14 protein-coding genes are annotated in these 20,777 nt (G+C 62.1%); 3 read left to right on the top strand and 11 right to left on the bottom strand.

Annotated elements, in window-relative coordinates:
- Positions 1–103: 103 nt before the first annotated feature.
- A complete protein-coding gene (locus E8K79_RS15530; protein WP_136515492.1) occupies positions 104–1,210 on the top strand; it encodes a DUF362 domain-containing protein in 1,107 nt (368 codons plus the stop codon).
- On the opposite strand, the gene E8K79_RS15525 is transcribed toward E8K79_RS15530, so the two are convergent.
- From E8K79_RS15525 to E8K79_RS15475, 11 genes are all read right to left on the bottom strand, one after another.
- Positions 1,207–2,799 (bottom strand): hypothetical protein, encoded by a 1,593-nt coding sequence (locus E8K79_RS15525; protein ID WP_246043837.1) that lies wholly within the window; start codon positions 2,797–2,799, stop codon positions 1,207–1,209. The two genes, E8K79_RS15530 and E8K79_RS15525, sit on opposite strands and share 4 nt — an antisense overlap.
- Positions 2,800–2,887: 88 nt before the next feature.
- Entirely contained in the window at positions 2,888–4,258 is a 1,371-nt protein-coding gene (locus tag E8K79_RS15520; RefSeq protein WP_136515490.1) for a sigma-54-dependent transcriptional regulator, read from the bottom strand.
- Positions 4,259–4,319: 61 nt separating this feature from the next.
- A complete protein-coding gene (locus E8K79_RS15515; RefSeq protein WP_246043836.1) occupies positions 4,320–5,801 on the bottom strand; it encodes a two-component system sensor histidine kinase NtrB in 1,482 nt (493 codons plus the stop codon).
- A 53-nt stretch (positions 5,802–5,854) separates the two neighbouring features.
- Positions 5,855–6,472, bottom strand: coding sequence for a type II secretion system protein (locus E8K79_RS15510; RefSeq protein ID WP_198419829.1), 618 nt, complete (start codon positions 6,470–6,472; stop codon positions 5,855–5,857).
- On the bottom strand, positions 6,472–7,404 hold the full coding sequence (locus tag E8K79_RS15505) for a transketolase family protein (protein WP_136515488.1): 933 nt from the start codon (positions 7,402–7,404) through the stop codon (positions 6,472–6,474). Before E8K79_RS15505 ends, E8K79_RS15510 begins: the two co-directional genes overlap by 1 nt.
- Before the next feature lie 86 nt (positions 7,405–7,490).
- Positions 7,491–8,315 carry a transketolase gene (locus E8K79_RS15500; protein WP_136515487.1) on the bottom strand — a complete coding sequence of 275 codons (825 nt, stop codon included), beginning with the start codon at positions 8,313–8,315 and terminating at the stop codon, positions 7,491–7,493.
- A 23-nt stretch (positions 8,316–8,338) separates the two neighbouring features.
- The gene (locus tag E8K79_RS15495) at positions 8,339–8,824 is read right to left on the bottom strand and encodes a hypothetical protein (RefSeq protein WP_136515486.1); all 486 of its coding nucleotides are present in this window, start codon (positions 8,822–8,824) and stop codon (positions 8,339–8,341) included.
- A gap of 111 nt (positions 8,825–8,935) precedes the next feature.
- A complete protein-coding gene (locus E8K79_RS15490) occupies positions 8,936–11,374 on the bottom strand; it encodes a homocysteine S-methyltransferase family protein (RefSeq protein WP_136515485.1) in 2,439 nt (812 codons plus the stop codon).
- A gap of 147 nt (positions 11,375–11,521) precedes the next feature.
- Positions 11,522–12,088 carry a GerMN domain-containing protein gene (locus E8K79_RS15485; protein ID WP_136515484.1) on the bottom strand — a complete coding sequence of 189 codons (567 nt, stop codon included), beginning with the start codon at positions 12,086–12,088 and terminating at the stop codon, positions 11,522–11,524.
- Complete coding sequence (gene murI, locus E8K79_RS15480; protein ID WP_135868689.1) at positions 12,072–12,908, bottom strand: glutamate racemase; 837 nt, start codon at positions 12,906–12,908, stop codon at positions 12,072–12,074. The genes E8K79_RS15485 and murI overlap by 17 nt, the downstream gene beginning before the upstream one ends.
- 241 nt (positions 12,909–13,149) lie before the next feature.
- Complete coding sequence (locus E8K79_RS15475) at positions 13,150–13,830, bottom strand: DUF554 domain-containing protein (protein WP_246043835.1); 681 nt, start codon at positions 13,828–13,830, stop codon at positions 13,150–13,152.
- Positions 13,831–14,122: 292 nt separating this feature from the next.
- Between E8K79_RS15475 and E8K79_RS15470 the strand changes: the two genes are divergently transcribed.
- Both E8K79_RS15470 and E8K79_RS15465 read left to right on the top strand, forming a co-directional pair.
- Positions 14,123–17,569 carry a pyruvate carboxylase gene (locus E8K79_RS15470; RefSeq protein ID WP_136515483.1) on the top strand — a complete coding sequence of 1,149 codons (3,447 nt, stop codon included), beginning with the start codon at positions 14,123–14,125 and terminating at the stop codon, positions 17,567–17,569.
- A gap of 560 nt (positions 17,570–18,129) precedes the next feature.
- Positions 18,130–20,733 carry a cache domain-containing protein gene (locus E8K79_RS15465; RefSeq protein ID WP_136515482.1) on the top strand — a complete coding sequence of 868 codons (2,604 nt, stop codon included), beginning with the start codon at positions 18,130–18,132 and terminating at the stop codon, positions 20,731–20,733.
- The last annotated feature ends 44 nt before the right edge of the window (positions 20,734–20,777 follow it).

Here is a 20,777-nt window from a genome sequence, read left to right as displayed (position 1 = left end):
TTACTACAGAGCAAGAAAAAGTTGTGCAGTTGAATTGACCAGCGATATGTGATACCAATCGCTGACCGCTGTTCGGGTGCAACCGCTAAAGGAGGGGAAGTTTATGAAGAGCAGGGTATTTTTCGCTGACATGCGCGCCGGAGCCAAGGAGAACCTTTTCGCCAAAATCGGGCGACTGATGCAGCAGGCTGGGCTTTCGGTGGCGATCGCCCCCGGCGACCTGGTCGCGGTAAAGGTGCACTTCGGTGAGCGGGGGAACCATACCTTCATCCGCCCGATCTTTTTACGCCGCGTGGTCGATGAGATCAAGGGGTGCGAGGGGAAACCTTTCCTCACCGACTCTTCCACGCTCTACCCCGGTGAGCGCAAGGAAGCGGTATCCGCCCTTGCCTGCGCCGTCGAGAACGGTTTCGCATACGCGGTGGTGAATGCGCCGCTCATCATGTGCGACGGCCTCAAGGGGCATAACGCGAAGGACGTGCAGGTGGATGGCGAGGTCCTGAAGACGGTGAACATAGGGGCGGAGATCCTCGAAGCGGACGCCCTGATCGCGGTGTCGCACTTCAAGTGCCACGAGTTGACCGGCTTCGGCGGGACGCTTAAGAACCTCGGCATGGGATGCTCGAGCCGCACCGGGAAGATGCAGCAGCACTCGACGGTGGCCCCTAAGGTCGCGGAGCGTTTCTGCAACGGCTGCAGCGTCTGCCTCAAATCCTGCGCCCATGCCGCCATCACCATCATCGAAGGAAAAGCCCACATCGATGCGGATGCCTGCGTCGGGTGCAGCCGCTGCATCACCGCCTGCCAGAGAAAGGCGATCAACATCCAGTGGAACGAGAGCGCCTCGCTCGTCATGCGCAAGATGGCCGAGTACGCCAAGGGGGCCCTGCACGGCAAGGCCGGCAAGACCCTGTTCCTCAACTTCATCACCCAGGTCTCCCCGGCCTGCGACTGTTACGGCCACGCCGACGCCCCCATCGTGAACGACATCGGCATCTGCGCCTCCACCGACCCGGTGGCGCTGGACCAGGCCTGTGCCGATCTGGTGAACAACGCCCGCGGCAACCAGGACACCGCGCTCGCCTCAGGGCATGAACCCGGCGGCGACAAGTTCCGCGGCGTTCATCCCGAGATCGACTGGGAGGTACAGTTGGAGCACGCCGAGAAAATCGGTATCGGCACCAGGAGCTACGAGCTCGTCAAAATCTAGAGGAAACTCCCGCCGTCCAGAGAGATAAGCAGGGAGAAATCGTTCTCCCTGCGATCCTCGGTCAGGTTGTTGATACCGTTGAATTCTCCCTTGATCCCCAGCGAGGGGGAGCGTGTCCATTTGAAAAGGCCCGCCAGTGGGTAGAGGGCCTTCACCTTTGCCCCCAGCACCTCCCGACCGGTCCCTACTCCGGTGCTCTCTCTCTTGAAGCCCCCCTTCACCTCGTAATCCAGCCTCTTCTCCAAAAGATTCCCGGTAACCCCCAGGTTCACCGCGTACTGGTCGGTACGCTGGTCCGCAGCATAGTCGTTGGTCCGTTTCATGGAAAGATCGGGGAAAAGGGTGAAGTTTGCAGCGGAGAATTTGGGGAAGAACCCGACGCTAGCGCTGGAGAGCTCCCGTTGCTGCTTGATCCGGTCGGTCCTCTGCGTTACGCCACCGCGTAGCCCCAGATCCCATCGCCCGGCAAGAAGGTTCACCTGCCCGGACATCGCGTCCTCGGCGACGTCCTTCGGAGCGTACCCCACCGGTTCTTTGGTGCTGTCGATGAAGGTCTTGCGGTACTGCAACGCGAGCGGGACCATCTTGAATCCCTTGAACTTGTAGTCAACGACCCCCTCGTAGCGGAAGAGCCGCGGGTTAAGCGGGTCCCTCTCCGTGTTGTCGTTGTAGCGCGAAAGCCTCACGTCGAGGTCGTGCAGCTCCAAGGCGGTGGCCACACCAAAACTCCCCCCTTCCCGGTCCCGCTCCGGCCCATCTCCCATGAGTCGGTACCTCGGACCGGTCCTCTCGTAGAGCGCCGTGTAGCGGGTGCGCCCCCAGTCCCCTGTCATCTTCAAGCGACATGCGCTGTCGCGCAGTGCAGAGCCGGGAATGGCGGTGTTTGCGTCATAAACGGAGTAGTCGTACTCCGCTTCGGCGGCGAGCTTCCCCCGGACCGGCTCCAGGCGGGCCACAAATCCTACCACGTCCCCCCTCTTGGCCCCCGCGGTCGGCCAGCGCCCCTCGCGGTCCAGCGAACTGCGGCCGGAGACGAAGATGGTCTTAAAGAGCGCGCTGTCGTCCAGAAGGGAAAGCTCCCCCGTCGCCCCCACCAAGGTGTCTTCCGGCCCAGGGTGAAGTGCCCCTGAAGTTGCGAAGGTCTTGAAGGTGGCCCGGTTCCCGCCGCTTCCGGTCAAAAGGGAGAAACGCCCTCCCCTGCCCCGCGCCTCCTGCAACGTATTGCCGGTCTCCTTGAGGTGCAGGTCCCCCATCTCCGCGAGCACCTTAATGCCGCTCCCGCCGTACTCGCCCCGCTGCAGAACGAAAGACGGCCGATTTTGCCGGTCGTTGAGCCACGGCTTGTCCGGGTACTCAGCCTGAAACTCACTGCGGAATGAAGAGGTCGGAACGACCGGGGTAGCGCCCAGGGCGAGCCCCGGGATGGGAAGGGGAACGAAGTCCGGTGCCTGGGCAACAGGCACGGGTAAAGCGAGGAGCGGAGGGACCGCGTCGGAATAGGAAGCGCAGGCGGACAACGGCGCCGCGAGATACGCCGCCAGCAGGACGAAGAACGCCCCGGCATGGAATCTGCCAGGGCGAAGGATCATTTTTCGAAGGGATGTCTTTGGCATCCGGTCTGTACCAACTACTGCGCCCTGCCCCGAAGGAGCAGGGGAACCTCCAGGGACAAGGCTCCTATTTGAGGAAGCCGAATTTCTTCATGCGGTAACGGAAGGCGTCGATGCCGAGGTTCAGCTTCTTAGCCGCCTTGGACTGGTTCCAGTCGGTCATCTCGAGCGACTGTTTGATCAGCTCGCGTTCCACTTCCTCGATGTCGATCCCCTCCGCGGGGAGCTTGAAGGTGGTGAGGGGAACGGTCACCTGCGAGGCCTTGGCGATGATCTCTAGCGGCAGGTTCTCCATAAGCAGGGTGTCCTCGTTGCCGAGGATGATGGCGCGCTCGATCACGTTCTTCAGCTCGCGGATGTTGCCGGGCCAGTTGTACTCCACGAGGAGCTTCTCCGCCATGCTCGAAATCCCCTTGGTCGACTTGCCGAACTCGCGGGAGAAGGTCTCGATGAAGTGGTTGGCGAGCATCAGGATGTCCTCCTTACGCTCGCGCAGCGCCGGAAGGAAGATCGGGATTACCTGGAGCCGGTAGTACAGGTCGTTTCTGAAGGTCTTATCCTCGATCGCCTTCAACAGGTCCTTGTTGGTCGCTGAAACGATCCTCACGTCGACCGGGATCATCTTGGTGCCGCCGATGCGGCGGAAGGTGCGGTCCTCGAGAAAGCGGAGCAGTTTCGCCTGCATGCCGAGTTCCATGTCGCCAATCTCGTCGAGGAAAACGGTGCCGCCGTCGGCCAGTTCGAAAAGCCCCTTCTTGGAGGTCTTCGCGTCGGTAAAGGCACCTTTCTCGTGGCCGAAGAGTTCGCTTTCGAGGAGAGTGGCCGGGACCGCAGCGCAGTTGATCGCGACGAACGGCTTCTCGGCACGGGCGGACTCGTAGTGGATATACTTCGCCACCAACTCCTTGCCGGTCCCCGACTCACCCTGCACGAGGACGGTGGAGGCGTCGCTTTTGGCCACCTTCGCCATCATCTCGAGCACGTTTTTCATGTGCTTGGAGTTGCCGATGATCTTCGGCGGCCCCTGCTTCTTGTGCTCGCTTCTGAGCTGGACCACCTCGCGGCGCAGCTCGGAGGTATCGAGCGCCTTCCTGACCACGAGCGACATCTCGTCCAGGTTGAAGGGCTTGTTGATGTAGTCGTAGGCCCCGTGCCGCATGGTGTTCACGGCTGTCTCCAGCCCCCCCTGCGCGGTGACCATGATGACGAGCAGCTCCTCGTCGATCTCTTTCAGGCGCTGCAGCACCTCCAGGCCGTTGATGCCGGGGAGGTGGTAGTCGAGCAGCACCAGCTCGGGCTGCTCCTCCCTGGCCAGCCTTATGGCGTCCTCGCCGGTTCCCGCCGTGCAGACTTCGTACCCCTGCTTCTTGAGGTTCTGCTCCAGGGACCACCGGATCAGGTGCTCGTCATCGACGACCATTATCTTCGCTCTGCGCATAGCGGCTCCTTAAGGATGATGTGCCGTGCTCAGCACCGGAATGCGCCGGTTGCTGCCGTTTTCAACCGATGGTCCCCGAACCCGCCATCGCCTCTTCCAGCTCGGCCTGCGTCGGGCAGTAGGCGGGGAGTTCCACGGTGAAGGTAGTTCCCGCGCCGTCCTGGCTCACGCAGGAGAGGCGCCCACCGTGCTGCTCGATGAGACGGTGGCTGATGGCGAGACCAAGGCCGGTCCCCTGGGCCTTGGTGGTGAAGAACGGGGTGAAGATCTTCTCCAGGATCTGCGGGGGGATACCCTGGCCGGTGTCGGTAACCTTCACCTGCACCATGTCCATGTCGTCGATCCTGGCGAGCCTGCTCATGACGGTGAGCGTTCCACCCGACTGCATCGCCTGCACCGCGTTCAAAAATAGGTTCAGGAAGACCTGCTGGATCTGCTTCGGGTCTACGTACACCGGCGGCAGGTCATCAGCGAGCTCCAGCTTCTTCTCGATGTTCTTGCCTCCACGATGCTGCGAGGCGAAGATGAGGATTTTTTTAAGGGCGCTGTTTATGTCGGTGCAGGTCGGCTCCGCCACTGTCGGCTTCCCGAAGAAGAGGAGGTCGTTCACCGTCTTGTCCAGACGCGAGATCTGCTCCAGCACCTCGCCGATGATCATGGCGCGCCCGTCCTCGGGAGAAAAGTCGTCCTTTAAGACGGTGATGGCGGCCGCGATCCCGGTGAGCGGGTTCTTGATCTCGTGGGCGATGCCGGCGGCCATCTCACCCACCGAGGCGAGCCGGTCGGCGCGCTCCATCTGTTGGAAGTGGTAGGTCTCCAGTTCCCTTTTCGCACGGTCCAGTCGGTCCACCATGGAGTCAAAGGAGACGATCAGGCGCCCGATCTCATCCTTCCCCTCCGGGACCATGCGCACCGAGAGGTCGCCCGCCTCTACCCGCGCCATGTTCCTGGCGAGCTGGTGCAGCGGCTTCTTAACGAACTTCAGCATGACGAGCGAGATGGCGAGCGAGAGAAACCCGATGATGGCGACCGTCGACATTACGAAGAGCTTTGTCAGCTCGACGATGCGGCGCCTAGTCTCAACCAGCGAGTAGTTGACGTTGAGAAGGCCGATGATGCGGCTTTTGGAGCCGTGGCACAGGTTGCACTGGCGGTTGTTGTAGATCGGCTTCACCATGCCGAGCACCTCGCCGTGCCCGTCCAGGGTGAAGACCCCCTCGCGCTTGTTGTCCAGGAAGAGCTTGAAGTCGTGTTCGTCGACAACACGCCCAACTTCGGATCCCTGCGAGGACTTGAGGATGACGCCGTGGGGATGGAAGATGCGCACTCCCACGAGGTTCTCGCTCTGCCCCACCATCTCGAGGATGACCTTCACGTCCTCGGTGTTGCCGTGGCGCATGGAGTTGTAGAGGGAGCGTTCGATGGTGTCGAGCAGCAGCTCGCTTGACTCCCGGGCGGAGTTTATGAGCTGCATCTGCTCGCGCCTGAGCGTCAGGAACGCGAAGGTCCCGATGCCGAAGACGAGCAGGCAGATGGAGAGCACGATAACGCGCGATGTGAGACTCTTGAAGATCAGGGTGCCTCCGCTTCCATCCGCTACGGTGTTGTAGTTGTGCCCGATGTTCCGGTTGAAGGTAACTTGACGGAGCTCTTGCTCCCCCCGAGGCCGGTTACGGCCCCTCCTGTTGCGGTGGTCGGTGGGACGTGGTCATAGACGAACTCCCACTCGCTGTACTTTTGCTTTTTCTCGAAGTCCTGCGGATGCAGGTCGAAGGGGAAGTTCCCCTGCTTGATCGGGGCCTGCGTGCTCGTGGATTTTACGCCGACGATCCTCCCCTCCTGCTTGATCAGGTCCCACTTCTTGCCGGTGATGGGATCAATGAGGCAATAGGGTCTCAGGGCTCGCGCCTGCGGATCTTTCACCAGCACATCTAAATCCGTGGGACCTGGTATCGGCTTCGGTGCGGCGGGCTGTGCGCCCGCTGCCGGGGCCTCGCTCGAAACGAGCTTGCCGTCCACGACCTTCACCTTGTACCACTTGCGCAGGGCATCGCGGATTTGCGTGCCGCGGGAGAGTAGTTCCTCCTCGCGCTCGCGCTTCGCCGCGGTGCTCCAGACCACGGCGGCCCGGGTGGCCATGATCCCAACGATCATGACCATCACCAGGGCGCCGATGTAGGTGAAGCCACCCTTGGACCGGAGCACCCTCAGCATCATTTCTTCCTCGAGATGATCTCCCTGGCCTCTTCGATGAGAGTTTCAGCGTTCAGCCCGAAATACTTGAGGAGTTCGTCCGACTTCCCGGAGGTACCGAAACGATCGTACACGCCGACGCGCTTCATGAGGGTCGGGCAGGTTTCGCCGAGGAATTCGGCAACCGCGCCGCCCAGGCCACCGACCACGGAGTGCTCTTCTGCGGTGATGACGGCGCCGGTTTCACGTGCCGCCTCTTCGACGAGCTCCTTGTCGAGCGGCTTTATGGTACCAATGTGCAGGACGCGTGCGGAGATCCCTTCCGCTTTCAGCTTCTCGGCTGCGATGACCGCCTGTGCGGTCATGAGGCCGGTGGTGATGAAGGTGAGGTCGGTGCCAGGGACAACGACTACCCCTTTGCCGATCTCGAATTTGTGACCCGCCGGGAAGACGCTCGGCACCTTGTTGCGGCCAAGGCGTACGTAGACAGGCCCCTTGTATGCCGCGGCGGCGCGGATGGCCCCCTTGGTCTCCTCGCCGTCGGCGGGGACGATGACGGTCATGTTCGGGATGGCGCGCATGATGGCCACATCCTCGACGGACTGGTGGCTCCCCCCGTCCTCACCGACCGTGACGCCGCCGTGGGTGGCGACGACCTTCACGTTCGCCTTCGGGTAGGCGAGCGCCTGGCGGATCTGCTCCCAGCCGCGGCCGGCGGCGAAGATGGCGAAGGTGGAGAGGAAGGGGATCTTGCCGACAGAGGCAAGACCTGCCGCGGTCCCCACCATGTTGGCCTCCGCGATCCCCATGTTGAAGAAACGGTTGGGGAATTTCTTGGCGAATACGCCGGTCTTGGTGGAGCCGGAGAGGTCGGCGTCGAGCACCACTATCTTATCGTTCTCGCCCCCCAGCTCGGCCAGCACCTCGCCGTAGGCGTCCCTCGTTGCGATCATAGTCGTGTTCCTTTCTTGTATGTCCCTGCCACCCTGACCCTTCCCCCGGAGGGGGAGGGTCAGGGAGGGGGAAAGATTTTCGGAATTTAGTCGAAGCAACCAAGGCACTTGAGCGCCTCGGGAAGCTCCTCGTCGTTGGGGGTAACGCCATGGTAGGACGCCTTGTTCTCGAACAGGTGAACGCCCTTGCCCTTCACCGTCTTCGCGACGATGGCGGTCGGTGCGCCCTTGTGCGCCTCGGCGGCATCCAGCGCGGCGATGATCTGCCCCATGTCGTGCCCGTCGATCTCGATGACGTTCCAGCCGAAGGCCTTGAACTTGTCGGAAATCGAGGAGACGTTCATGACCTTGGAGACGTCGCCGTCGATCTGCAGCCCGTTGGAATCGATGAAGGCGCAGAGGTTGTCGCTCTTGTAGTGGGCGGCGGCCATCGCGGCCTCCCACACCTGCCCTTCCTGCAGCTCGCCGTCGCCAAGAACCGCATAGACGCGGTTATCCTTGCCGTCGAGCTTAAGTCCTAGTGCCATGCCGTTGGCCATCGAAAGCCCCTGGCCGAGGCTGCCGGTGCAGACGTCGACGCCCGGGGTCCCCTTGCTGTCCGGGTGTCCCTGGAGGTGGCTCCCAAGACGGCGCAGCATCATCAGGTCCTCGGAGGGGAAGTAGCCGCACTCGGCCAGGGTCACGTAGAGCGCCGGAGCGGCGTGCCCCTTGCTGAGCACGAAGCGGTCGCGCCCGTCCCAGGTAGGCTCCTGCGGGTTGTGGCGCATCTTGTGGAAGTACAGCGCGCACACCATGTCGATGGCGGAGAGCGACCCGCCGGTGTGCCCGGACTGCGACTTGTGCAGCGTCTTCACAATGGCGACGCGCAGGCGTCTCGCCTTTTCCTCCAGATCTGCAATCTTTTCTTTCACGAAGGTTCCTTTCAGGCTGGCTTTTATTTGTCCTCGCCGGTGATGAGGTAATCGAGGATGACCTCATCCAGGCTGCGATTGGCTGGGGTTGTCGGGGGTGTGTCTTTGGGCGGTTCCGGTGCCTGTGGCGCGGCACCCGGCTTCTGCGGTGCGGCGGCCTGGGCCTGGGCCTGCGGCACCGGCACTTCTGGTACTTGCGGTGCGGCTGCCGATTCCTGCGGTGCCGTCGTAGGTTCGGGGGCTCCATCGGGGAAGATGCGTGCGTCGAACTCGCCGTTTTTCAGGCGGCGCATCATATCCTTGTGCTGCTCTTTCATGATCGATTCGACCACCGCCTCGAGCTGCTCCACCTTGATGATGTCGGCGTAGCTGGTCTTGGCGGAGGCGATGATGGTTCCTTCACGGTAGAGCAGGGTGATTATGTGCGGGTTTGCCTTGCCGCTGTCCTCGGTCTGGACGTGGAAGAGAACCCCTTTGTACCTGATATTGTGATTGAATCCCAGAACCATGAGCTGCCCTCTACGCCAAATGGCGTACTTCGCTGGCACGTTAGCACAGGGTGCGCGGCGTTGCAAGCGATATTGCGGACGCGTCGTGACTACGACAACGCAAAAAAGCGTTTATTTTGCCAGCAGTTCCTTGATGCGCGCCACCGCCTCCATGGCATCCTTGGCGTAGAGGTCGGCGCCGATCTCGTCGGCGTACTGCTGGGTCACAACCGCGCCCCCCACCATGGTAAAGCTCTTCACCCCTTCCGACTTCAGAAGGGTCACCACCTTGTCCATCTGGGCCATGGTGGTGGTCATGAGCGCGGAGAGTCCCACCGCGTCCACCTGGTGCTCGCGCGCCGCATCGAGGATCTTCGCCGCCGATACGTTCTTGCCGAGGTCGATCACCTCGAAACCGTTGTTCTCAAGGAGGGTAACCAGGATGTTCTTGCCGATATCGTGAATGTCCCCCTCGACGGTGGCCATGATGATTTTGCCCAGACTCTGCAGTGCACCGGTGGCAAGTTCGCTCTTGAGACGGGCGAAGGCGGCCTTCATGGTGTCCGCAGAGACCATGACCTGCGGTAGGAAGAAGGAGCCGTTGCCGAAGCGCTTGCCCACCTCGTCCAGGCCGACCAGGAGCGCCTCGGAGCTGATCTCCATCGGGGTGAGCCCTTGGGCGAGCGCTTCCTCTACCAGAGCGACCACACCTTCCAGCTCGCCGTTAATGACGGCCTTGGCGAGGCGACCGCGGATCCCTTCCGGCTCCACGGTGACTTCGACGGGGGCGCCGGCAGCGGCCGACGCGGGCTGGGTTGAGGCTGTCACCGCCTGCCCCTTGTAGGCGTCGATGTAGCCGGCCGCGTTCACGTCCTTGCCGAGGAGCACCATGGCGCTGCGCCATGCCGCCATCATGGGCGCCTCCTTCACGTTCACGATCGCGGAGGTAAGTCCCGCGGCGAGCGCCATGGAGAAGAAGGTGGAGGAGATGAGCGGGCGACAGGGAAGCCCGAAGGAGATGTTGGAGACCCCGAGCGTCGTGTTGAGCTTAAGCTCGCTCACCTTGCGCACCGCCTCGAGGGCGACGAGTCCCCCCTTCGGCTCGGCGCTCACGGTGAGGGTGAGGCAGTCGACGACGATGTCGCTCCTCTTAATCCCCATTTGTGCGGCACGCTCGGCGACCTTCTGCGCCACGGTCACCCGACCATCTGCCTCGGCGGGGATGCCCGCTTCGTCGAGAGTCAGGCAGACGACCGCCGCCCCGTATTTCTTCGCGAGCGGCAGCACGGCGGCCATGCTCTTCTCCTCGCCGTTCACCGAGTTGATGAGCACCTTGCCGTCCGCGGCCTTGAGGCCCCGCTCCAGCGCCTCGGGCGAGGAGGAGTCGAGCACGAGCGGGGTCTGCACCGCGCCGGTGATGCAGAAGACCGCGCGCTCCATGGCGGCCGGCTCGTCGATCCCCGGGGTGCCGACGTTCACGTCGAGCAGGGTCGCCCCAAGTTCGGTCTGCTCCAGCGCCTCGCGGCGGATGTAGCTCACCTTCCCTTCCCTGAGTTCCTGAGAGTAGAGCTTCTTCCCGGTCGGGTTGATGCGCTCGCCGATGAGTGCAGCGGGGTGTTTGGCACCCATCGGGGCGAAGGAGCCACGGCTCGAGATCCAGGTGGTGCCATCATCCTCCTTCGGGACGAAGGGGGTCTGTTTTTCGGCGAGGGCGCCCTTGATGGCGCCGATGTGGGCGGGAGTCGTGCCGCAGCACCCGCCGATGACGCGCACGCCGAGGCCGATCATGCGGTCGTGGTAGGCGGTCATCTCGTCCGGGGTGCCCGGGAATACGGTGACGCCGTCTTTTAGGATCGGCAGTCCCGCGTTCGCCTGGGAGATGAGCGGTAGCGAGGTCACCTTTCTCATGGCGCAGAGGATGTCGTAGATCCCATCCACGCCGAGACCGCAGTTCGAGCCTACGAGGGAGGCGCCGGCCGCCTCGAGGGTGATGGCCGCTGCCTCCGGCGGAGAGCCGAGCACGCTTCTTCCCTTCTCCTCGAAGGTGAGCATGGCGATGACCGGAATGTCGGCGGAGAGGTCGCGGATGGCGATGAGAGCCGCGCGGATCTCCTTAATGTCGAGGAAGGTCTCCAGCGAGATGAGATCGGCGCCGGCGTCGATGAGCGCCTTCGCCTGTTCCTGGAACATGCCGTAGGCCTCGTCGAAGCTCATGTCGCCGACCGGCTCCACGAAGCGCCCGGTGGGGCCGATTGAGCCCGCCACGTAGGAGTTTTCGCCGCACACCTCGCGGGCCAGGCGCACCGCCTCCGCGTTGATGCGGGTTACTTGGTCGCCCAGGCCGTAGTGCTCCAGCTTCGCCTTAGTGCCGCCGAAGGTGTTGGTGACGATGATGTCGGCGCCCGCCTCGAGGTAGGCGCGGTGCACCCCTGCCACCACCTCGGGAGCGGTCAGGTTCATTTCCTCCGGAGACTGCCCGGGTTTGAGTCCGCGCTCCTGCAGCATCGTCCCCATGGCGCCGTCCAGAACCAGCACCCGCTCCTTAACCGCCTGCATAAACGGCATCTTCATCTTACCCCCCAGGAAACGTTCGACGTTCTACGTTCAACGTTCAAAAAGTTTCTTCCCTCCGGGCCGCCCCAGTGCCGCTGATGCAGCGCAACAAGGCAAAGCCAGGAGCAACCCCAATGGCGAACGTTGAACGCTGAACGTTGAACGTTATTTCTTCTCCAGCGTGAAGTCCGGTGCAATGGGGGTGGAGAGGTCGAGATGCCCCTTGAACTCCTTCACCGGCTTGCCGTCAATCAGGAACTGCACCCCCTTCACCTGCGGGAAGTTGGCGGCCACGGTGTCGACCACGGAATACACCGCGGTCATCTCTGCGGAACTCCCCTCCGGAAGCCCCTCCACCAGCTCGTGGGAGAAATCGACCTCGGCCACATCCCCCTTAAGGTGCGCCCCGAGCACGCGCGCGTTGGTCGGCAGGCTCGGCGCGAGGCTCCCCAGGGGGCCCACCACCAGCTCGTCCACGACGCTTGCGACCATGTCGTCGGCGGTATCCTCCACGGCGATCTCACGCCCCTCACGCGCAAGACCGGACCCTTCCTCGTTGCCGAAGAAAAGCGTCACCACCCGCGTATCGGGAGCCTGCTCGGTCTGCGGCGCAACCTGGGCCGGCTGAGTCGCGGTCCGGTACTTGCGCAAGACGAGAAGCCCCACGACGATGGCAAACACCAGGAAGGCTACCAGGAGGACGCCTTTGGCCTTGTTAGTACGTTTCTTCACCGTCCTCGCCCTCCTGTTCCTGTTCCAGACTCACCTGGTAAACGTCCCCCAGTTCGCCGCCGAGGAAACGGTTGCCGACCCTGATGAAGCCGGCCGGGATGTCGGTCACATAGAAATGGTGGTTGCCGCGCTCGCATTCGGGACGCAAAAGTCCTTCTTCGGAGAGGATCTGCGCCACGGTCCGCGCGGTTTCAGCGGCGGAGTCGACCAGGGCCACCTCCGGCCCCATCACCTCGGCGATCACTTCCTTCAGGATCGGGTAGTGGGTGCAGCCAAGTACCAGGGTGTCCACACCTTGCCGTTTCAGGTCTTCGAGGTAGATGCGCGCCGTTATCCTGGCGACCTCGTTGTCCACCCACCCTTCCTCGGCCAGCGGCACGAAGAGTGGGCAGGCACGGTTCACCACCTCGATGTCCGGGTTGATCCTCTTGATGGCCTTGGTGTAGGCGGAGGAGGCGACGGTAGCGGCGGTGCCGATCACGCCGACCTTTCCGCTTCTAGTGGCGGCGGCAGCGGCGCGCGCGCCCGGCTCGATCACCCCCACGATGGGGATGTCGAACTCCTGCTGCAGCGCGGCGAGCGCCACGGCGGAGGCCGTGTTACAGGCGACGACCAGGAGCTTTATGTCGCGGTTCATGAGGTAGCGCGCGATCTGGCGCGAGTAGCGGATCACCGTTTCCGGCGACTTGGTGCCGTAGGGAACGCGGGCGGTATCACCAAGGTAGATGGTGTCCTCCTGCGGTAGCGTGTGAATCACTTCCTTCAGGACGGTAAGACCGCCCACGCCGGAATCGAAGATGCCGATTGCTTTCCAGGCCAAAACTGTTTTCTCCATTGCTTCTGAGTAAGTCGCCGTGGCGTTCCCGCCCCCGCCTGCGGACCGAAGCCTACGGTGGGCGAAGGCCCGGAGGGGGAGGGGCAGGGAGGGGGAGCGCAGCAGCTCCATCGGCCTTCTCCCCTCCCAGCCTCCCCCCTCCGGGGGGGAGGTGCGCTATCCCGGGAAGCACCGCATGTTATTAGATTTTTAGAGGGAGTGTCAAGGTTTACGTCCAGCGGAGAGGTCAGGAAGCGACGAAGAGCATGACGAGGGGAGGAGCCAGGAAAACCGCGGGGAGCAGGTTCCCCACCGGGACCCGTTTCACCCCGAGCATGTCGAGGCCGATTGCTAGGATCAAAAGCCCGCCCACGGCGTTCATTTCCTGTACCACGGCGGGGGTCATGATCTGCTGCGCAAACGACGCGGAGAGGGTGATGGCACCTTGGTAGGCTAAGAGCGGCAGCGCGGAGAAGAGGACGCCCACTCCGAGGGTGGAGGCGAGCGCCACCGAGGCGATGCCGTCCAGGGCGGCCTTCGCGTAAAGGATGTCCGGCCGCGACCCGAGACCGTCCTGCAACGCCCCCATGATGGCCATGGCTCCGACGCAGTACAAAAGGCTCGCCGTGACGAACCCCTCGGCCACCTTGCCGCTTCCCTTGAAGCGGTCGCCGATCCAGTTCCCAAGCGCCTCTAGGCGCCCCTCGATGCCCAAGAGCTCGCCGATGATCCCGCCGCCGATGAGCGAGCCGATGATAATCAGCGGCTGCTGACTTTTCAAAGAGAGCTGCATGCCGATAAGTAATACTGCGAGCCCGACTCCGGACATGACGGTCCCCCTCACACGACTGGAAATGAGGTGTCCCGCCTTGATGCCGATAAAGCCACCGATTACTATTGCTGCTGCGTTTGCTGCCGTACCTTGCATGATCATCGCGCCAAGATAAGGCAGGTCCCGGGTCAAGGCAAGCAAAAAGCCGCCCCGCTGCTGCCCCCATTTTGGGGTTTAGCGACAGCATACAAAAATATAACTACATTCTGGATTGACAATCTTTTTCGAATCTGCTTTTATATGCCACCTTTTTGAATACATAATTAAACCCTCAGAAATTAAAGGGAAATTGGTTTTACCAATAGGGCGGCAACTGTTTTATTATCGCAATAAAATTTCCACCATTTGTTTTAGTCTCGGTAAAAAACACCCCACTAAAGGAGAAGAAATGGAAGCTCGGAAATTCAGGAAGGTGATGGCGGCTAACCGCGGGGAGATCGCGATCAGGATCTTCCGCGCCTGCACCGAACTAGGCATCAGCACGGTTGCCATCTATTCGGAAGAGGACAAGCTCTCACTGCACCGTTACAAGGCGGATGAAGCCTACCAGGTAGGAAAGGGGAAAGCCCCTATCGATGCCTACCTGGGAATCGACGAGATCATCGCGCTCGCCAAGAAGCGCGACGTCGACGCCATCCACCCCGGTTACGGCTTCCTGGCCGAGAACGCCGAATTCGCCGAGAAGTGCGAGGCAAACGGCATCGCCTTCATCGGACCTACCGCCGAGATGCAGCGCGCCCTCGGTGACAAGGTCGCCGCGAGGAAGGTGGCGAAAGCCGCGGGCGTTGCGACGGTCCCCGGCACCGAGGAGCCCATCCTCCACGAGGAGGACGCGCTCAAGTTCGCCAAAAACCACGGCTACCCGATCATCATCAAGGCAGCGGCGGGCGGCGGCGGGCGCGGCATGCGCGTAGCCACGAACCAGAAGGAGCTCCTCGAAGGGCTGCAGTCGGCCTCTTCCGAGGCGAAGGCCGCCTTCGGCGACCCCTCCGTGTTTCTCGAGCGCTACCTGAAAAACCCGAAACATATCGAGGTGCAGGTCCTGGGGGACGGCTACGGCAGCCTCGTGCACTTCTACGAGCGCGACTGCTCCATCCAGCGCCGCCACCAGAAGGTGGTCGAGTTCGCGCCGTCCCTGGCCCTTCCCGGCGACACCCGCTTAGCCCTTTGCACCGACGCCCTGAAGATCGCCAAGCAGGTGGGGTACCGTAACGCTGGCACCGTCGAGTTCCTCCTCGACGAGGAGGGGCGCTACTACTTCATCGAGATGAACCCGCGCATCCAGGTCGAGCACACGGTGACCGAGATGATAACCGGCCGGAACCTCGTGCAGGCCCAGATCCTCATCGCCGAAGGGAAAAGGCTCGCCGACCCAGAGATCAACATCCCGAACCAGGGCTCTATCGAAATGCGTGGCTATGCCATCCAGTGCCGCATCACCACAGAGGACCCGACCAACAACTTCGCCCCCGACTTCGGCACGCTGACCACCTACCGCTCCTCAGCAGGCTGCGGCGTCCGCCTCGACGCGGGGAACGCCTTCACCGGCGCGCAGATCACGCCGCACTACGACTCGCTGCTCGTGAAGGTGAGCTCCTGGGGCCTCACCTTCACGGAGGCGGCCCACATCATGGATCGAAGCCTCCAGGAATTCCGCGTGCGCGGCGTGAAGACCAACATAGGCTTTTTGGAGAACGTGATCACCCACCCGGTCTTCCTGGCGGGCGAGTGCAACACCTCCTTCATCGACCAGCACCCCGAGCTCCTCGTCATCCCCGAGAAGAAGGACCGCGCCAACAAGGTGCTGAACTTCCTGGGCGACGTCATCGTGAACGGCTCCGCCGGCGTCGCGAAGCCGCTGCGCTCAGCCGAACTCATCGACGCCTGCGTCCCGCAGATCGAACCGTTCGCGCAAAAGCCCAAAGGGACCAAGGACATCCTGCGCGAGAAGGGGGCCGAGGGGCTCGCCAAGTGGGTCCTCGAGCAGAAAAAGCTCCTCCTCACCGACACCACGATGCGTGACGCGCACCAGTCGCTTTTGGCCACCCGCGTGAGAACCTACGATCTGTTGAAGATCGCCGAGCCGACCTCGCACCTTGCGAGCGATCTCTTCTCGCTGGAGCTTTGGGGAGGCGCCACCTTCGACGTCTCGATGCGCTTTTTGAAAGAGGACCCCTGGCAGAGGTTGCACGCCCTCTCCGAGGCGATCCCCAACGTTCTCTTCCAGATGCTTCTAAGGGGGGCGAACGCGGTAGGCTACACGAACTACCCGGACAACGTGGTGCAGCGCTTCGTGGCCCAGGCCGCCGAGAGCGGCGTCGACGTCTTCCGCGTCTTCGACTCGCTCAACTGGACCCGCGGCATGCAGGTCGCCATGGAGGCGGTGCAGAAGTCGGGCAAGATCTGCGAGGCAGCCATCTGCTACACCGGCGACATCTCCGACCCCACCCGCACCAAGTACCCCCTCTCCTACTACGTCTCCATGGCGAAGGAACTGGAGAAGATGGGGGCGCACATCCTCGCCATCAAAGACATGGCGGGGCTACTCAAACCGTACGCCGGCTACCAGCTCGTGAAGGCGCTGAAGGATGAGATCGGCATTCCGGTGCACCTGCACACGCACGACACCTCCGGCAACGGCGGCGCGCTTTTGCTCATGGCGGCGCAGGCCGGTGTCGACATCGTCGACGCGGCGCTCTCCTCCATCTCCGGCCTCACCTCGCAGCCCAACCTGAACGCGCTGGTGGCGACCCTTAAGGGTACCGAGCGCGACCCGCAGGTGGACGAGCGCGGCATGCAGCAGCTCGCCAACTACTGGGAGACGGTGCGCGACTACTACACCCCCTTCGAGTCCGGGCTCAAAAGCGGCACCACCGAGGTATACCACCACGAGATCCCGGGGGGGCAGTACTCCAACTACAAGCCGCAGGTCGCAGGGCTTGGCCTCATCGAGCGCTGGGAGGAGTGCAAGGAGATGTACCACAAGGTGAACCTCCTCTTCGGCGACGTGGTCAAGGTCACCCCCTCCTCCAAGGTGGTCGGCGACATGGCGATGTTCCTCGTGAAGAACAACCTCGAGCCGGAAGACGTCTTCGCCCCCGGCGCGGACTTGGCCTTCCCCGAATCGGTGGTCGGCTTCTTCAAGGGTATGATCGGCCAGCCCTACCAGGGCTTTCCCAAGGAGCTGCAGAAGATCATCCTCAAGGGGCAGGAGCCCATCACCTGCCGTCCGGGCGAACTCCTCGAGCCCGCCGACTTCGAGAAGGAGCGCGCGACCGCCGAGGCGAAGGTAGGCCACCCGGTGAACGACGAGGAGTTGATGTCGTACATGATGTACCCGAACGTCTACGTGGAGTACGCGAAGCACCGCCAGGAGTTCTCCGACGTCTCGGTGATCCCGACCCCGATCTTCTTCTACGGCTTAGAGCCCGGCCAGGAGACCTCCATCGAGCTGCAGCCGGGCAAGACGCTCATCGTGAAGCTGAACGCCATCGGCAAGACCCAGCCCGATGGTACCAAGAAGATCTACTTCGAGCTGAACGGCAACGCGAGGAGCGTCACCGTGCGCGACCAGTCGGTGCAAAGCGACGAGGCCGGCCACGAGAAGGCCGACAAGTCGAACCCGAAGCACGTGGGCGCCCCGATGCCGGGCAAGGTGATCAAGCTCAACGTGAAGCCTGGGGACGCCGTCAAGGCGGGTGACATCCTCGCGGTCACCGAGGCCATGAAGATGGAGACGAACATCAAGGCAAAGGAAGACGGCTGCGTCGCCGAGGTGAAGTGCAAGGAAGGCGGAAAGGTGGAAAAAGAGGAGCTTCTCTTCGTTTTGTCCTAAAGCAGAAAGATCAAACGCACGCCAAAGGGGGGCACGAGCCCCCCTTTTTTTTCGTCCCATCGCCAAAACCTTGGCGACACAGCAATAACGCCCTTTTACGCCGCCTAAAATTTAGGCATTTTGCTAGAAATATCCCGTTTGTTGCCAATAGTCCCCTTTAACGCCCATTTCTCCACATACTTTTCCACAGGTCACGTGGATAGAAGAGCATCATCCAGCAACGCTCCGCACCGTAAACATCCCTAAAGCCTTGATAGTTGTCCACTTTACGTGGACAAAACGGGTTTCCGACATTTCCTTGACGTTTTTGGTCTCCCGGCCGGGTCCCGTCCCCCGCTAGTGCCGGACAGGAAACCGTGTCGCGTCCCCCTGGCAGCGGGCTGATTTGACGGCCTATAATAAGTAGGCTTTTATCTCCCACGAAAAGAGGGTAGAATCACGAGCCGTCGGCGAATTTGCTCATAGAGCGCGTTGTCATTTCTCACGGAACGTTTATAAGTTTGCTATGACTGTCTTTTTTTGGTCTTGAGCTGGCCTATTGTGCGCCAATCGGAGTTCGTGTGCTTTTTAACAGCATGAAAACCAAGATGACGCTTGCCGTCTTCCTCATGGTCGGCGTACTGATGTCGGCAACCGCCGTCACCTCACTGCTGTTTTTGCAAAAAACCTTCAAGCAGAACATCTCGCAGCAGCAGTCGATTCTGCTCGACTCGCTGGCGAACCAAATCGACGACCGCATCTTCGACTTCACCGCCGAACTCGATCACCTGGCCCAAAGCCTTCCGCCGGACATCCTGGAGCACCCGCATCAGGCGCAGCTCATTCTGGACGCCCAGATCAGGCAGCGTCCGTTCTTCGACAACTCCCTGTTTCTCTTCTCGAAGAAGGGGATCCTCGTCGCGGCTACCCCCCAGGACCTCAACTACATCGGCCGGGACTTTTCCTTCCGGGAATATCTCAAGGAGACGGTCAGGCTGCGCAGAAACTACATCTCCGGCCCCTTTGCCTCCCTTCAGCGCCAAAGTCGGCCGATCATCATGTTCACCGTCCCTCTTTTCGGTCCCGGACAGAAGTTGATCGGGGTACTGTCCGGCAGCATCGACCTGCGCGAACAACACTTCCTGCACTCCCTCGCCTCGCTAAAACTCGGCCAGAACGGATTCCTGTCCCTTTACGACGCCCGCCGCAACGTGCTCATGCACCCGAATAAGAAGCGGGTGCTGCGCCGGGACCCTCCTGGCAGCAACGAGATGCTGGACCGCGCCCTCGCCGGATTCCAGGGAACCGCCGAGACGATGACACAAACCGGAATCCCCGTGCTCAGATCGGTGAAACGTCTGAAGTCCACCGGGTGGGTGCTCGCGGTCAGCTACCCGCTCGACGAGGCGTACGGGCCGCTGCGGACCGCCAGAAACTACCTGCTTGCCGGCTCACTGGCGGCTGCGATCCTGTCACTGCTCATCGTCTGGCCCTTCATGCAACACCTCACCAGGCCGCTTGTTTCCTTCACGAGGCACCTGGAGCAGCTTCCGGCCATGGGGGAACTCGCACAACGACTCGCCCCGGTGACCTCGGAAGACGAGATCGGACAGATGGCCCGGACCTTCAACCGGATGCTGCTCGAGCTCGAGCGCTCGGCGGATTTCTACCTGACCCTCTTCGAGAATTTCCCCGCCCTGATCTGGCGCGTCGGCACCGACGGCGCAGCCAACTACTTCAACCAGACCTGGCTCGAATTCACCGGGCGCCCCTTGGAGAGCGAACTTGGTGACGGCTGGACCGAGGGGGTCCACCCCGAGGACGTGGCACAGTGCATCTCGACCTACCGTAACGCCTTCGCCTTGCTGGCCCCCTTCCAGATGCAGTACCGGCTAAGGCACCATAGCGGGAGCTATCGGTGGGTCGTGGATATGGGAAGGCCCTTCAACGGGCTGGACGGGAACTTCGCGGGGTACATCGGGACCTGCTACGACGTGACCGACCGGCTCGAAGCGGAGGAGGCGAGAAGGGCGCTGGAACACCAGCTGACCCAGTCCCAGAAGATGGAGGCGATCGGCACGCTGACCGGCGGCATTGCCCATGATTTCAACAACATCCTGACCGCGATCATCGGGTACAGCACCATGATCCAGCTGCAGCTCGAGCCCGCGCACCCCATGCAGGTGAAAGTTGCCGAGATCATGCGTGCCTCCGAGCGTGCCGCGAGCCTCACCCGCAGCCTGCTCGCCTACAGCCGCAAGCAGGTAAGCAACCCGGTTCCGGTCGGCGTGAACGGCATCCTCACCAACGTGCAGGCGATGCTGCACCGCCTGATTCCCGAGCATATCGAGTTCAGGATGCAGCTTTGCCAGGAGGAACTCTCCGTCCTCGCCGATGCGGGCCAGATCGAGCAGGTTGTGATGAATCTGGCCGTGAACGCGCGGGACGCCATGGCCAGGGGGGGGATCCTGCGCATCAGCACCGATCCCATCATCCTGGACCAGGAGTTCATCGACTCACACGGCTACGGAGAACCCGGCAGTTACGCCCTGATCACCGTCGCAGACACCGGCATCGGGATGGACGAAAAGACCCGTGATCGCATTTTCGAGCCGTTCTTCACCACGAAGGAGCCGGGCAAGGGGACCGGTCTTGGGCTCGCCATGGTGTACGGCATCGTGAAGCAGCACAGCGGCTTCATCAACTGCTACAGCGAACTCGGGCACGGCACCGTGTTCCGGGTTTATCTTCCATTGATCGACCTCCCTGCGGGAGGCGAGAGTGCGCCTGAGGACCAGGCGGTACGTGGGGGAAACGAGACCATCCTTCTCGTCGAGGACGATGCGGTGATCCGCGACATGGTGCGGGAGCTTTTGCAGGATTTCGGGTACCGGGTGATCACCGCGGTGGACGGGATCGACGCGGTGGAGAAGTTCAAGGTGGCGGGAGACCGGATTGCGCTGGTGATACTGGACGTGATCATGCCGCGCATGAACGGGCGCGACGCCTACGAGTCGATAGCCGCCATCTCTCCCGGGGTGAAGGCTATGTTCATGAGCGGGTACACGGCGGACATCGTCACCGACACGCTGACCAAGGGGGACCCCCGTCACTTCGTGTCGAAGCCGATCAAGATCAACGAACTGCTCGGGAAGGTGAGGGACATACTGGACGAAGAAGGCTGAACGGCTGAACGGTCGTTCAACGTTCAACGTTTAATGCTTCAAGT

Source organism: Geomonas edaphica (assembly GCF_004917075.1).
Taxonomy (GTDB): domain Bacteria; phylum Desulfobacterota; class Desulfuromonadia; order Geobacterales; family Geobacteraceae; genus Geomonas; species Geomonas edaphica.
This window is presented reverse-complemented; position numbering and strand designations above follow the sequence as displayed.

Bases quoted from the DNA above. Each gene is read 5' to 3' on its own strand.
- E8K79_RS15530 (WP_136515492.1), top strand. From the start codon at position 104: ATGAAGAGCAGGGTATTTTTCGCTGACATGCGCGCCGGAGCCAAGGAG.
- E8K79_RS15525 (WP_246043837.1), bottom strand. From the start codon at position 2,799: ATGATCCTTCGCCCTGGCAGATTCCATGCCGGGGCGTTCTTCGTCCTG.
- E8K79_RS15520 (WP_136515490.1), bottom strand. From the start codon at position 4,258: ATGCGCAGAGCGAAGATAATGGTCGTCGATGACGAGCACCTGATCCGG.
- E8K79_RS15510 (WP_198419829.1), bottom strand. From the start codon at position 6,472: ATGCTGAGGGTGCTCCGGTCCAAGGGTGGCTTCACCTACATCGGCGCC.
- E8K79_RS15505 (WP_136515488.1), bottom strand. From the start codon at position 7,404: ATGATCGCAACGAGGGACGCCTACGGCGAGGTGCTGGCCGAGCTGGGG.
- E8K79_RS15495 (WP_136515486.1), bottom strand. From the start codon at position 8,824: ATGGTTCTGGGATTCAATCACAATATCAGGTACAAAGGGGTTCTCTTC.
- E8K79_RS15490 (WP_136515485.1), bottom strand. From the start codon at position 11,374: ATGAAGATGCCGTTTATGCAGGCGGTTAAGGAGCGGGTGCTGGTTCTG.
- E8K79_RS15475 (WP_246043835.1), bottom strand. From the start codon at position 13,830: ATGCAAGGTACGGCAGCAAACGCAGCAGCAATAGTAATCGGTGGCTTT.
- E8K79_RS15470 (WP_136515483.1), top strand. From the start codon at position 14,123: ATGGAAGCTCGGAAATTCAGGAAGGTGATGGCGGCTAACCGCGGGGAG.